8 protein-coding genes and 1 tRNA gene are annotated in these 13651 nt (G+C 54.2%); 4 read left to right on the top strand and 5 right to left on the bottom strand.

Annotated elements, in window-relative coordinates:
• On the bottom strand, nucleotides 1–687 hold the full coding sequence (locus tag HY913_00520) for a PilZ domain-containing protein (GenBank protein MBI4961735.1): 687 nt from the start codon (nucleotides 685–687) through the stop codon (nucleotides 1–3).
• A gap of 948 nt (nucleotides 688–1635) precedes the next feature.
• Between HY913_00520 and HY913_00515 the strand changes: the two genes are divergently transcribed.
• The 3 genes from HY913_00515 to HY913_00505 all read left to right on the top strand — a co-directional run bounded on the left by HY913_00515 (nucleotide 1636) and on the right by HY913_00505 (nucleotide 7082).
• A complete protein-coding gene (locus tag HY913_00515) occupies nucleotides 1636–2781 on the top strand; it encodes an ABC transporter substrate-binding protein (GenBank protein MBI4961734.1) in 1146 nt (381 codons plus the stop codon).
• Between the two features lies 1 nt (nucleotide 2782).
• The gene (locus tag HY913_00510; GenBank protein ID MBI4961733.1) at nucleotides 2783–6172 is read left to right on the top strand and encodes a PAS domain S-box protein; all 3390 of its coding nucleotides are present in this window, start codon (nucleotides 2783–2785) and stop codon (nucleotides 6170–6172) included.
• A gap of 307 nt (nucleotides 6173–6479) precedes the next feature.
• Entirely contained in the window at nucleotides 6480–7082 is a 603-nt protein-coding gene (locus tag HY913_00505) for a redoxin domain-containing protein (protein MBI4961732.1), read from the top strand.
• A 2015-nt stretch (nucleotides 7083–9097) separates the two neighbouring features.
• Here the strand turns inward: HY913_00505 and HY913_00500 are convergent.
• The 3 genes from HY913_00500 to HY913_00490 all read right to left on the bottom strand — a co-directional run bounded on the left by HY913_00500 (nucleotide 9098) and on the right by HY913_00490 (nucleotide 10750).
• A tRNA-Ala gene (locus tag HY913_00500) sits at nucleotides 9098–9173 on the bottom strand.
• Between the two features lie 49 nt (nucleotides 9174–9222).
• A complete protein-coding gene (locus HY913_00495; GenBank protein MBI4961731.1) occupies nucleotides 9223–10104 on the bottom strand; it encodes a hypothetical protein in 882 nt (293 codons plus the stop codon).
• A 37-nt stretch (nucleotides 10105–10141) separates the two neighbouring features.
• On the bottom strand, nucleotides 10142–10750 hold the full coding sequence (locus tag HY913_00490; GenBank protein ID MBI4961730.1) for a CvpA family protein: 609 nt from the start codon (nucleotides 10748–10750) through the stop codon (nucleotides 10142–10144).
• Nucleotides 10751–11466: 716 nt separating this feature from the next.
• Between HY913_00490 and rph the strand changes: the two genes are divergently transcribed.
• Nucleotides 11467–12192, top strand: coding sequence for a ribonuclease PH (gene rph / locus HY913_00485; protein MBI4961729.1), 726 nt, complete (start codon nucleotides 11467–11469; stop codon nucleotides 12190–12192).
• Between the two features lie 114 nt (nucleotides 12193–12306).
• On the opposite strand, the gene HY913_00480 is transcribed toward rph, so the two are convergent.
• The gene (locus HY913_00480) at nucleotides 12307–13542 is read right to left on the bottom strand and encodes a tetratricopeptide repeat protein (GenBank protein MBI4961728.1); all 1236 of its coding nucleotides are present in this window, start codon (nucleotides 13540–13542) and stop codon (nucleotides 12307–12309) included.
• Nucleotides 13543–13651: the final 109 nt, after the last annotated feature.

Here is a 13651-nt window from a genome sequence, read left to right as displayed (position 1 = left end):
CTACCCGCCTGTAACGACGAGACGTACCAATGTTTGGAGCTGGCGTAGGTCCTTTTCCGATATCTTGTTAATGGCAAATCCCGTCACACAGGTCCCATCTGTTGGATCGGCAAAACGCCACCGACAGTAGCCTTGGAATTCGAAAGAAGAGAACTGACCGAATTCATCACCGAGAATGACCAGGGTCTTCAGGTCTCCTTCGTTTGCCTCAATACCCGTGACGCTGACGCCCTCTTCGGATATGTCCCGCACCATCCCGTGGATCTCGGGCCGAGTTATTTCATAGATAGGCAGTTCAAAATCGACTTCATGTCTTACGAATTCACGCGTCGCCAGAAATTCGCGAGGTTCCTCGATGAGGGTCTCCGGTTCGTCAGCCGATCTTATCCCTCGTGCAGCGAGGATCTTCTTGCTGGCCTGGCGAAGCATTTCCTCTGACAAGTTGTACTTCTTCATGAGGTCCGAGTTGCTCATGCCTGCACGGATGTCCGCCAGAATTCTTGCTATGTTAAGCTTTCGAGAAACCGGCCTCAAGTCCGGCTCCAGAAGGTTGGCCTCGATCAGCTTCTCATAGAGCTTCGTCAGGCCTTTGTCGGAGAGCCTGTATTTCTTCTGAATCGCCGTCTCGTCCATCCCGGACCTAATGTCCTGAAGAACTTCCTTCACCGAGACGCTACTTACGGCCATTTCTTCACCCCGTTCGGTGGTGTCATACCAACCTCCATGGCGCAAAGCGCCACAACGAAGCATGAAAACGCCGGTAGGACCGTCCCGCGCTGAACGCGGGATTCCCGGTTGCTTTCGGGGCGTTTTCAAAGGAATGCGCGTTCAAAGAAGTTACATTAGCAATGGCCGGCATCCCGCGGGACCGGCACTACTATTGTGTGGTGGCGGTCCCGCGAGATGGCCGCCATGTTCATTCACTTTTACGAAAGTCCGTTGGTATTATTCCCTATCTTACGTGATAATCTCGGCGGGCCAAACAAAAAAGGTTCTCCGGCTCACCTTTTCGAGTGCCCTTCGTGTCACTGGAGTGCGGTGGCGTGACGCCGCCTGCGCAGATTGAAGAACAGCTTCCCTAAGACCGAATATAACGATTTTGCATCCTGAGTCCATTTTTGGGACAGATTGCGAAGCAGCGTCTGGTCCCGCGTAACAGAGAAGAAACAGGTCATTATCCCCTCAACAACGCCGCGGCCGGTGCGGTGTTTGCGCCGGACCAAGCCGGTCTTCTAGTTTCGCGCGTGTGACCACTCCCTTCCTTTTCAGCAGGAAGCGTCCGCTTTGTTGACATGAGGATTGACCTTGGGTCAAGTGTCGGATATGCTTACCCATGACATCAAGAGCTTCTTGGTGAGACGAACGCGGTCCTGCAACCGCTCCGGACGACTGGTGCGCAGCAGATCCGGATCCGTTTCACTGCCGCGCGGTCGAAATCCTGTCAGCCCCATAACGGCCCGATTTTCGGAGCTTCGCCAACCTGAAGCCCCTGCCTTTAGTCCCCGGAACCTTGGAGGCCATGTGAAGACAAGAGCCTATTTCAGACCTACCACCCTGCTCCTGGCAACGATAATCTGTAACCTGATAGTTTTTGGGGACGCCCTGCCCGGCGCTTGCCGGGAAATCAGGATCGGCATGTCCGCTGCCTTTACGGGGCCGACCCGGAGCTTGGGCATAGAACTGTATCGCGGGAGCATGGCGTACTTTACCCACGTCAATGAAGCGGGCGGAGTCTTTGGGCGGAAAATCAAGATCATAGCTCGTGATGACGGATACAATCCCGTACCCACCATTCACAATACAATTCAGTTGGTCGAAGAAGACGACGTAAATCTCCTCTTCGATTATGTCGGGACCCCGACAGTAACGAGAATGCTGCCGCTGTTGAAAACCTATGGTAGCCACCGCGAGGTGTTGCTCTTCTTTCCGTTCTCCGGCGCTCAACCGCAGAGAGAGGGGCCTTACGGGCAGTACGTATTCAACCTGCGCGCTTCGTATCGTCAGGAAATAGATGCCCTGGTCGACTATCTCGTGTCCAGGGGAAGGACCCGCATTGCGGTTTTTTACCAGATCGATGCGTACGGTCGCAGCGGCTGGGAAGCGGTCCACAGGTCCGTGGCCAGATTGGGTTTGCGTGTGGTGGGTGAAGCCACTTACTATCGCGGAACTCGATATGACGCAGACATGAAGCCTCAGGTGAAGATACTCAAGGGATCGAGTCCGGACGCCGTTATCTCCATCGGAGCATATCAGGCTTGCGCCGCGTTCATTCGAGATGCCCGAGACGGCGGGTTGAATATTCCTATTGCAAATGTCTCCTTTGTGGACAGCCAGAATCAACTCAAACTTCTCCTTCGCACAGGAGAATCCGCGGGTCGAGACTACACTTTCAATCTGATCAATTCACAAGTGGTACCTAGCTATGAAGAGGCAGAGCTGCCCGCGGTCAATGAATATCGTGAACTGATGACAAAATACGACACCATGCCTCCACACCCCCTTGTACAGCAGGCCTACGAACCGGACAAATACAGTTTCGTCAGCCTGGAAGGCTTCCTCAACGCGAAATTGATGGTGGAGATCCTCCGCAGACTAGGACCCAATCCCCCTCCCAGGAGCGCCAAAGCGGTGGTGGAGGGAATCAAAAATTTTGATTTGGGTATAAATGTTCCGGTAAATTTTGGCCCGGAAAGGCATCAGGGGTTAGACGCTGTCTTCCTGACCACCGTTGAAGAAGGTCGATTTGTAACCATAGGTGACGGGACAGTACGGGAGAAGTAACATGTCCAAACTATTCAAAAAGACCCTGCTGGCAATGATCCTCCTCTTTGGCGTTATCGCCACGGTGATTTCCGGTTTTGCCGGATGGAGTCTCTACGACAGGATCATAGACGAGTACGAGAGCAAGGCGGTTGCGATAGCCAGTAACATCGCCCATTCCAGTATGGAAATCATTTTGAACAGAGATGCATCGACGATTCAGTCCATCGTCGATCAATACAATGAGATTAAAGGACTCGCATACGTCCTGGTAGTTCATCACAATGGCGAAGTCCTCTCCCACACTTTCGCCCCCCACGTTCCTTACGAATTGCAGAAGCTGATCGAACGCCCTCGAGAGCGCAAAGAAGATGTGATAGTGACCAAGGTCCGCGTGGGCGGTTTCAAAGACCAGCCAATAATGGAGGACCCTCTTGGAAATCTCCTCCTTCGCGTTTTGCAGTGGGTCCGCCTCAAGGATCAAGGAAACGTTCTCGACGTTTCGTCGCCTATACTCTCGGGAGCGGCAGGTTACGTGCACGTTGGCATGCACCTCGACGGCGTGGAGTCATACACCTGGGCGACCATACTCAAGCTTCATTTAGCCACATTTGTGATCTTCGTGGTGGCGGTCGTGATAGCGGGCATGATCACAAACACCATATCTCGTCCACTGGCCAAGCTGACTGAGTACTCCAACAAGGTTGCCAATAGGGAATTCAGCGCGGCCATAGACATCAAGTCAAAGGATGAGATCGGTATTTTGGCCACAACGATGACGAACATGGCTTCCGAGATTCAGACCCGCGTGACCACGCTGGAGCAGGAGGTCTCTGATGCCACGCAGGAGCTGGAGGACACTCTCGCCTATGTATCTGCCATTATCGAGAACCTGGCCGATGGCCTCTTGGTGATGGACTCGCAAGGAAAAGTCAGCCGCTGTAATCCAGCCTTACTGCACATTTTGGAACTGGACTATGACCCTCGAGGACATAGTGTGCGCGAACTATTAGGAAGCGAAGCAGCAGATTTTCTCCAGCGCAAGGGATCGGAACTCGCCGAGACCTTCGAGAATATACCCATTGATTCGCGAATCGAAGAGGCATCAAACGGCTTCTTGAGACTCGACCAGCGGCCTGACAATACCATTGAGATCACCGCTGTGGAGAAAAACGGCCGGCGTTTTCCAATCGAATTGGTGGCATCGGCGGTATGCCTGAAAGGCATTTGGCATACCATTGGAATAGTTCGCGACATCACCGTTCGAAAGCGAGCCGAGGAAACCCTTCGACTGAGCGAAGAAAAATATCGCGGGATTTTTGAACACGCGGTCGCGGGCATCTTTCAGACTGACGCGGGCGGTTTCTTAATCAACGCCAATCCTGCGTCTGCAAGAATTCTTGGTTACGAGTCACCTGAGGAACTTCTGGAAGCTGTGAAGAAAGTCGGGGCCAAGATTTACTTGAATCCTCAGCGTCAAGAGGAATTCATACGTTTGATGCAGGAAGGACAGCTTCTCCGCGGTTTTGAGGTCGAATTGCTCCGAAAGGATGGAACGCCGATCTGGGCATCACTCCATGCGCGTCCGATATTGAACGAGCGCGGAGTTCTGCTTTCTACGGAGGGGATACTTCGCGACATCACCGAGCGCAAGCGAGCCCAAGAAGCTCTGCTGGAAAGCGAGAGGCGGTATCGTGAGCTGTTTGACATCTCGCCTGATCCAATGATGGTCCACAAGGAGGGGATTATTCTCTTTGGAAACGATACGGCTGCCAAGTTCCTGCGAGTGGGGCCTGCCGAAGCACTTGAAGGGCTGCCAATACTGGATTTCATCCATCCCGACTTCCGTGAATCAGTAGGTCACAGCATTAATCAGGCGCAACAACTGCGCGTGGCTTCGGCTTTTGCTGAGGTGCAATTCCTGCGGGCGAACGGATCGGTGGGACATCTGGAGTTGGTGGCCGTGCCCACGAGATACAATAATGAAAATGCCGTCTTGTTCCTGGGCCGGGATATTACCGAACGCAAAGAGGCGCAAGATGCACTGCGCACAAGCGAGGAGAGGTTTCGCACCATCTTCGAGATAGCGCCTGACTGTATATTTCTGAAAGATCTCGATCTCAGATATACGAATGTCAATCCGTCTGTAGAAACGCTCCTCGGCATCCCCGCCTCAGAAATCGTCGGGAAACGAGCCGAAGATCTATTTGGAGCCGAAGCGGGGCGGCACGTCAGGGAAGGAGACATTAGGGTCCTCGCGGGTGAAACCATCGAAGACGAACACACTCGGCCCGTGAGAGGGATGTATTTGACGTTCCACGACATTAGGACACCGCTGCGGGATAGCTCCGGTTCTGTCATTGGGGTCTGCAAGTTTTCGCGCAACATTACCGACAGGAAAGGCGTTCAGCGCCCCCCTGTCGCCACCGAAAGGAGCTACACGTCAAAGGCCATGCTGGGAGCCTTGGAAAGAGCCAGACAGGCGGCGGAGACCGACGGCATTGTCCTACTGCTGGGCGAAAGCGGCAGCGGAAAGGACTACATGGCACGCTGGATTCACCGAAAGTCGCAGCGCGCTGACGGGCCTTTCTTCTCGGTGAATTGCGCAGCCATTTCAAGGGAACTGGCGGAGTCGGAGTTCTTTGGACATGAAAGGGGTGCCTTCACCGGCGCGGTAACGCGCAAAAAAGGCCTGCTGGAACTAGCCGAAGGTGGAACCTTACTCCTCAACGAAATCGGAGAGCTTCCCCTGCACTTGCAGTCCAAGCTCCTGACATTCCTCGATACGCGCTCATTCACTCGCGTCGGCGGAGAAAAAGACATTCGGGTCAACGCGCGGCTGATCGCCGCAACTCATCGAGACCTCGAATTGGAGGTCCGTGAGGGACGATTCCTCGAAGCGCTGTTCTACCGGCTCAATGTTTACCCGGTCCGCGTTCCGCCCCTGCGAGAGAGACTGGAAGACCTCCCCATCATGGTCGAGGAAATCCTTCTCAACCTCGCTACCGAAATGCGTCTGACGCAGGTTCCCACGATTGATCCGGAGGACGTTCGCAAGTTGGGTTCCTATACCTGGCCGGGCAACGTCCGGGAACTGCGCAACTTCCTGGAAAGACAGGCGATGCTCTCAAAAGGCGGCAAATTGGATTCGGTCCTCACGTCGGCCCCCTCGGCCACATCGCGTGACTGGTCGCACGAGATCCGCTTCTGTGACGACAACCAGAGCCTGACCACCATCATTGATGAAGTCACGCGAAGCTTTTGCAGGGAAGCGTTGCGTCGAAGCAGAGGAAGCAAAAAGGAAGCAGCCACCTTGCTCGGCATTTCTCGCCAATCTCTTTACCGCTACATCAAGAGTTATGATCTGGAGTCCGAATGTGAGACAGCGCCTGGCGAGAGTTCAGTTATGTGACAGTATCTGGTCGGCGCGTCCTCTTTTGATACGGCTGCAAATTGCGTAACTATTGATTATTACAAGCTAGGCGCAATCCGTGTACCGCTCTCGGTCACGGTGTCCGCTTGTAAAGGCTTTTCCGCCACCTCCTTGGCCGTTGGCTCACCATTCGTAACCTTCCAACATCACCGCATTTATTTACTTGATTTCCGGCTTTAAACTAACTTGGTACCGGATTTGCACTCTTAAGCCGCCAATGGCACCCGAGACCATACAGGATTGTTTACACGGGTACGGGGATACGGTGTTTACAGGAGGCGGCTGAATGACAAGGTTTCTTACGCTTTTGTGCATAGTGATCGTATGCACCCTGCAAACTGCGGCGCTGGCGTCCGAGACGGGAAACCCGGTAGTCGATCCTGTGGCTCTTGGGAAAATCGAACTTCCTTTGGCGGGGAATGAGACTCAGCGCGCATATCTTGGGATCTCCTCCCACTCTGCACCTTCGCTTTCGCAAGTGGGCGCTGAACGTCTCATCCTCGTTATTTTCAACTCCTATTGCACCATCTGTCAGGCCGAGGCTCGCGCGTTGAACATGTTTTACCAGATGATCGAAGACGATCCGGTCCTCAAAGGGCGCACCAAGATGGTCGGCATTGCCGCGGGCAACACCTCGATGGAGGTTGAGGAATTCAGCAAGACCTATGAGGTTCCGTTTCCTGTCGTTGCGGATCCCAATTTCTCTGTAAACCAAGCGGTCACGTCAAGTCTCAGGATTCCCATGGTCATTACTGCCAAAATCTTGAAGGACAAGACTCTGGAAGTGCTGAAGACGCATCTGGGCGAAGCGAAAAGCATGGACGATTTGCTGGAGCTGCCCGTCCGCAGCACCCGCCTCGATCCGGAAACCGGCCCAAGATATCACTGACTCCAGGCTTTCTCTCCAGGGCCGGTTTCTCGGCTTCCGCAATCCTACACATGATATCGGCTAAGGCTTTCGCGTCCGTCTCCGCGGCAGAACGTACCTAAGACAGGCTGGGCCTGCCTTTCACAGATGTCCTAAAGTGTACTCGCGTTTGCGGCGCTGATTCCCACCACATGAAAACTACTTGGCGGCTCGGCCTTCCGGCCACAAATGCGCCTCTGTGCACGCCAACGAAAATCGTCACACCTATAGCGGTTCTCGAAAGTAATCACGGATTGAAATGCAGCTGCCACTGCCGGCTTCATCTTGACTCGCCCCGTAATTTGCGGCGGGGCCATAGGCCGCCCTACGTTTGTAGTCCCAGGCTTGGTGTCATCTCCCGTAGGGCGGCCTATTGGCCGCCGTTGACCCAGGCGCCACTGTGGGTTCATTCCGCGAAAACTTTTGAGAATCACTATATACCCCGTCACGAACGTTATCGCGGAGTGACTCCCGGGTGCCACGGACCTGGGCTCCGCCAGGTCTGTGCCGGCGTTTTTGGAAAACAGTAAGGTTGTCCCGCGCACGGAACACTAAAGTGAAAAGCGAGCCGCCGGTACGGTAAGGCTGGGAATCTTCCGAGTTATCGTGGTGATAGAACCGGCAGGAAGCACGGACCGGGTAAGGCCCAGGTCCGTGGCACCCAATCCAGAAGGGATCGCCTAACATATACCGAGTGCCAAAAGGAATGTCCATTTGGCCAGAAGATAATCAATCTGGTCTTCAGATCGTATCTACGGGGCCTACTTTTCAAGAGCGTTATAACGCCCGTCGTTCCCGCGAAGGCGGGAACCCAGGGAATCCAGCGAGACGCGGGACTGATAGGGGTAGGAACAGCCGGTTACCCGGCCGCTCCCCCCTCCGAACCGTACGTGCGGATCTCCCGCATACGGCTCTCCAGTCGGTAGGTCACCCCATGAGGGACTGACTAACCACAGTAAGGATGTAGTGAGAGAACACCCAAAAGTGGGGAATGACGCCAGTCATTCTCCTCCATTACAGAGGTAGTCAGCGTGAGGTTCCAGCGTAAAACACGGTTGATCCCACTGATGTCAGTGGAGTTCTCCGGCGGTCTAGACCAAACGGCCACTCGATACCGGTGTGTATTCCGTGTGGCTAACTGTAGCCCACCCACCTTCCTGCCTCCCTTGGCTCCACGCCCATTACGGCGCTTCAATGCTACTATGGAGGCTCTGACTCCTGTACACCTCTCTCTGATGTACAGGTCTCCCTGTTTCACGTACTCAACCTTCCAGACCATTCCGTCCCCAACCACCTTGTGTTCCTCAGATGTCGCTTTTGCTTCCGCTACCACGTTTGTCAGCGCATCGGATCTCCGACCTCTGTACCGTGTGTTGTCCTTATCTCGGACGCAGGCCTCAGGAGATCGGTCCAGGCTTCACCATCGAATCGCAGGCTCGCCGGAAACACCCGGCCGAAACGGGTTCGTTATCCTACGGACTGGTCGTTCACCTCCTGTTGCTCTCCACCCCGCCTCACGGCGACGCAGTTACAGTCGGCTACAGGCTGTAGCGTAAACCTGGAGAGGACTTGCACCTCTCTGATTGAGCGCGCTTACAGGCGCACGATTCCTGCCTCCGCAGGAATGACGGAATGGAGTGCTTGCCAATCGGACAAAAATTATGGCAACCGCTATAAAGGGCCACTATGGCTCTTTCCAAAAGCCCTTCCCGAAAGAGATCGTCCCGCGTGGACGGGACACCCCAAATGACACGTGTCGCCTGTCGGAAGCCCTCCTCAAGATCCCGACGTGACGCAAAACCCCAAACCACAGCTGGCTGCATGGGAGTGTATCATATTGTTACACGTGAGAGCTTTGCCGCGTGTCCGGTAGGTTGACATTGGGCGTGTTCAATTATTCAACGGGTCCCTGACCTGCATTCCCCCGATTGGGTGTCCCGAAAAAGAAAATCCGGCAGTTGGTTCAGTTCCAACTAGCCGGATTGTTGATCGTTTCGTGGTGGAGCTGGACGGGATCGAACCGACGACCTCTTGAATGCCATTCAAGCGCTCTCCCAACTGAGCTACAGCCCCAAAGACTTTTAATTATAGGACAGGATGGCTTTGTCTGTCAAACCTTTTGCTAACCGCCGATATTGAGGACTAACCCCAGCAATTCCTTGGGGTCGGCGATTCGGAGAAGGTGATACGGGGGCTCCGAGAACACCTCCCCTTCTTTGACCCTGTGCATCACTGCTTGAACATCCTCGACCTTGATGCCTTTCTTTTCCTTAAGAGCCTCCAGATCGGGATCTTCCCTCAATGACAAAAAGACGAAGATCCTATCTCCCACTTTCTTGTCATCCGACGCATACCCTTTCGTTCCGATCGGAAGCTCCTTGGGATCGTTGGCCCTTATTTTGCCGCTGTCTCTCGGTAACGCCTCTTGAGCTTTGTTTCGCCTCCCCTTTTTCACCGGCGTGGGATAAAGCAGCTCAACGCTCTTGGCCCCCTGACGGAAAACGTACAAGTACCCGTCAACATTGGACACAAACCTCAACTTATATTCGTCACCCTTCTTAAATTCGGTGTTGAAAGGTTGGGGGCCGCCAAACGCTTTTTCGCGCTTGGCTTTCACCAGCACCTGGCTGCTTACGCCTATGATGGGATTAGGGATAACAATTTTCTCCCCTGCCGACATTTTTTGGCCGGCCGGCAGTTCGTTGTACTTGGCCAACCCTTGGGCCAGCCCAGGATTTCCCATCATGTTCTCCGCGACGCTCTCGAAGGTGTCCCCTTCTTTAGCGGGGTACACGCGGGTATCCGGATCATTACCGTCTTTTCGAGGCGTAGCCAGGTCACCCCACGGGAACGCCTCGAAGTATTTGCTCTTCATGGTCAAAGGAGGCTTGGTTTCCTCAATCGGAGGCAGAGGAGGCGGCACATCCGGCTTCTGCAAGTATGCGCATCCAGTAATCAGCCCCAGGATCAAAATGATGATAAATCCAACGAGGGGTCGTTTCATAAGATCCTCCTGGAACGGCCGATGGCGCCGTTCGATCTCACTTGGCAAGTCCCGGGGCAGCAGCGGGTGCGTTGTTCGCAGCGCTGCGGTTCTTCGGTGTAGGCTGTGAAGGCTCGGAAGTTCCCTTCCATTTCGTCACGAATGCGTGGACCTGCTCTTTGATCTGCTTGGGCGAACGAGCGAGGACTTCTTCCGACAGCCGGTGGGCCGGAGGGATCAGTTTCGACGTCTTCACTACCGGCCAATCGGGAATTCCAATCAAAATAGCCTGTACAGTACACGCCACCACGAGAAATCCTGCCACCACGCCCATGGCAGCTCCTAGGCAACGATCCAGCCAACTCAGCCGGGTCAGGTCGATCAGGGCGTCCAATATCCGTCGAATCACTACGAATACGGCCTGTACAGCAACAAAGATAATGACCATCGAAAGAATCATCGATATGTGCGGGTCGAGGGACGAGACCTTATTCAAATAGGGCTGGATCACAGGGTAATACTTGGCCGCAAACAGCGCGCCAATGACAACGCTTGCCAGCGCGGTGAGAGACCGAACAAACCCTTTCCAAATACCCAAAATGAGCGTGACCAGAAGGGTTCCCATTATAAACAGATCGATGAGATTATATGCCTCAATGTATTTCATTTGCTGACCCCTTGTCCGTTGGCCGGCCAGTGAAGCTTCCGTCCTTCGGACGCCGCCGGTAGGTAATCCAAGCTTGGGTCACTCTCCTTGTCCTTCGCTCGGTTGCAGGGCAATGAGGGAGACTCATGGCCACTATGCCATTTAGCGAGCCAAGACACAATCGCACGCGCTTCGATGGCCGCGCCAAGGGGGTGGCTTTCCGATGCCCCTCCACCGGTTGTTCCATACAAGTGTCAAGAGCTTGTCTGACCAATTCCACCCCGTGCACCCGCCTTCCGTACAAACGGTTCCTCTCATTACCTTCTATTACGAACCTAACTATTTGTCAATATAAATCAAAGTGTTCACAGTGAAAGCTAAAGTCATGCCGAATCGCCGGCAACAAACCGAGTCGGACCGGCTGCTATAGAGGCAGGTTTAAGCCGGAGAACTCCTCTTCCGGAAATTTACGGTATTCAGAATCCAGGAACTTGACAGTCTCACTGTCGGGCATGTTATAGCCATTGTTCACATGTAATGCCCGATATGGGCAAGGCTTGGCGGGGACGAGTTCCAACGCTTCCCGGACCGCCTCAGGGAATCTGGGGCAGCGCGGCTATGCACTGCCGACGCGGGGATCGGTTAGGACATTCGAGGCCAAGTGTAAGAACCCCGTGCTATTTTCCAAAGGGAAGAAGGCGCGACAAACAATACCAACCCAGGGGCACACCACAAATATGAAAGCCATCAAGCGAAATGGAGACCGTAGACCGGACGAACTGAGAGCATGGAAAATCGTCCGCGGGGTCCTGGAACATGCAGAAGGTTCGGCCCTTATTGAAGCGGGCAAGACCAAGGTAATTTGTTCGGCGAGCGTCGAGGACAAGGTCCCTCCGTTCCTGAGGAACGGAGGAAAAGGATGGGTCACGGCAGAGTATTCCATGCTCCCTCGAGCCACGCACGTCAGATCGCCACGCGAGCGTGGGAAGGTTGGCGGGCGAACCATGGAAATCCAGCGTCTTATAGGGCGTTCCTTGAGGTCCGTTACCGACCTGGCGGGATTCGGCGAGAGGACAATCACCGTAGACTGCGATGTGATTCAGGCCGACGGCGGCACGCGCGTCGCGTCAATCACCGCAGCGTGGGCGGCATTGCACGACGCGTTCGAGACCTTGGCGCAAATGGGATTGATTGCCTCAATACCGATCTTCGATTCGGTAGCAGCGGTAAGTGTCGGGGTTGTTCAAAATGAGCTTTTGCTGGATCTGGATTACGATGAGGACTCCATTGCCGAAGTTGACATGAACGTGGTAATGACCGGCAAGAAAAAGCTCGTGGAGGTCCAAGCTACCGCGGAAGGGTCACCTTTTTCCGTGTCCCGATTAAATTCGCTGATTCGTCTCGCGCAGGTCGGCGTCGAAACCATCAAGCAGATACAGATGCGCGCGTTAGAATCTCAGTGAACGTCCGGAGTGCGCCCGACAAGTATGGTGGACCCAGGCGCCCCCCTCAATCCCCTAGGGACTCCAATTGCGGACTGTACGGAGGCGTCAAACAAACCGTCTCGGCTACGGTGCCTACGGTCTGCTTCCGGAACCCGACGCGGTCGACTGCTCCTCGCTCCTCTTGCCCAATGCCGAGATTTTTTCCCGAATGTTTTCCTTAATTCTCTCGTCCGTGGTTAGCTGCAAGGCCGACTCATAGTCGGCTAGGGCCTTTTGCTCAAGTCCTTTGGCCAAATATATAAGCGCCCGGTTTTCAAAAAACACTGAATTAGTCGGCTCCAACGAAATCGCCTTCGTGTAATCCTCCATTGCCCGATCAAGTTGTTCGCACTCGTGGAACACCAAACCACGATTGTTGTACCCTATCGCATCACCGGGACTCAGTTCGAGGGCTTTGTTATAATCTGCCATGGCCTTATCGGACTGCTTCATTTTGTAGTACGCGTCGGCCCTCACCCGATAGAGTTCAGCGTTGGAATGGTCCTTGTCCAGCGCGGCGGTAAAATCATCTATCGCTTTTTGAAACTTGCCGCTCTTGTGGAGCGTCAAGCCTCGATCGCGCAGCGCGGGCACAAGGCCCGAGTCGATCTTCAGCGCGTCACTCCACAGCGCCAGGGCTTGCTTTTCGTTACCTTGGCGATACTGGTCCAAACCCCGGCGGTGCAGGTCTTCTCCCGCCAGTTTCCGGAGATTTGCTACCCTATCCTGAATTTCCTTGGTGCCACCTCGTCCCTGGGTTAGCTCCCCGACCTTCATATACGATTCCATGGCCTTGTCGTAAACCTTGTGACGCTCATAAAGCTCACCTAAAGCCAGATAGGCCCTCAAGTTCTTCTTGTTTAAAGCGATAGCCTGTCGGAGGTCCTTAATGGCCTGGTCAGTCTGCCCTTTGTCCCGCTCCACCAAACCAAGAGTCGTATAGATTACGCTGTCCTTTTTAATGTATCTGAGGGCCTTATTCAGGTCCTCTAATGCCCCGTCCAGGTCTCCCTTCTTGTATCGCGCAGTCCCTCGGTTGGCTAGTGCGGGCCCGTAATCGGGTTTGATTTCGAGCGCGCGGCTGTAATCGGCCAATGATTTCTCCAACAGGCCTTTCCTCTTGTGAGCCACGCCCCGGTTGTTGTAGGCCAGATGGTCCTGCGGATCTAGTTGCACGGCTCTGGTGAACAGGGCTATGGCATCGTCCAGCCGGTCCTGCCTGAGAGCTTCCACGCCTTGGTTGTACGGGTCCACCACATCCTGTTGGGGGAAGCACTGGAACGGCACCAGCACTAAGAGAATAGTGGCTAAAAACAATGGCTTATTCATTATTACTACGTTTCCCCTCCAGTTCTGGTCGTTGATTGTTCCCTTAACACATAATACTACTTGGCGTCACCCATCTTTCTTGATGGGGCCATAGGAATCCGAATAATTC

This window comes from Desulfomonile tiedjei, from assembly GCA_016212925.1.
Taxonomy (GTDB): Bacteria; Desulfobacterota; Desulfomonilia; order Desulfomonilales; family Desulfomonilaceae; genus JACRDF01.
Note: the sequence above shows the minus strand (reverse complement) of the source record. Positions and strands in the feature narration are given on the sequence as shown.